We start from the raw sequence: 991 nt of genomic DNA, 5'->3' as shown, positions 1-991 counted from the left end.
CAAGTCGCTCAGGTTGCTGCTGTCGGCCCAGGCTTTCAGGGCGGTCAGCGGCTTGCTCATGGCATCCCGCAGGCGAACATCCGGTGCGGCCAGTGCATCACCACGGACGAAGGATTGCTCGATGGCGTCCGTAGGACGGGTCGACAGCAAACGGTACAGATACAGCGGGCCGCCAGCTTTCGGGCCAGTGCCCGACAAGCCTTCGCCACCGAACGGCTGCACGCCGACCACGGCGCCCACGATGTTGCGGTTAACGTAGACGTTACCGGCATGGACGTTGTCGATCACCTTGGCGATGGTCTCGTCGATGCGGGTGTGCACGCCCAGGGTCAGGCCATAGCCGGAGGCATTGATCTGGCCGATAAGCTGGTCGATCTCTTTGCGCTTGTAGCGCACCACGTGCAGCACCGGGCCGAAGATCTCCCGTTGCAGTTCGTCGAAGCTTTCCAGTTCGATCAGGGTTGGCATCACGAAGGTGCCGCGCTTGATCTCTTCGCTATCGGCAATCGCGACCTGGTAAACGTTGCGGCCTTTGTCGCGCATGGCCTGGATATGTTTCTCGATGCCAGCCTTGGCTTCGGCGTCGATCACCGGGCCGATATCCACCGACAGGCGCTCCGGGTTGCCGAGGCGGCATTCAGCCATGGCACCTTTAAGCATTTCGATGACGCGGTCAGCGGAATCTTCCTGCAAGCACAGCACGCGCAGGGCCGAGCAACGTTGGCCGGCACTGTCGAAGGCCGAGGACACCACGTCGATCACCACTTGTTCGGTGAGCGCCGAGGAGTCGACGATCATTGCGTTCTGGCCACCGGTTTCGGCGATCAGCGGAATCGGACGACCCTGTGCATCCAGACGGCCGGCGACACTGCGTTGCAGCAAGCGCGCAACCTCGGTGGAGCCGGTGAACATCACGCCCTTGACGCGATCATCACCCACCAGGCGCGCACCGACGGTTTCGCCCTGGCCCGGCAGCAGTTGCAGCACGCCT

1 protein-coding gene is annotated in these 991 nt (G+C 62.9%); it reads right to left on the bottom strand.

Annotation, left to right across the window (positions count from 1 at the left end; genetic code table 11):
* The coding region (locus tag HX846_RS32895; protein WP_178967017.1) for an L-glutamate gamma-semialdehyde dehydrogenase at positions 1 to 991 on the bottom strand (991 nt) is incomplete at both ends.

It is taken from the genome of Pseudomonas sp. K5002, from assembly GCF_013386655.1.
In the GTDB taxonomy this organism is placed as follows: Bacteria; Pseudomonadota; Gammaproteobacteria; order Pseudomonadales; family Pseudomonadaceae; genus Aquipseudomonas.
Note: the sequence above shows the minus strand (reverse complement) of the source record. Positions and strands in the feature narration are given on the sequence as shown.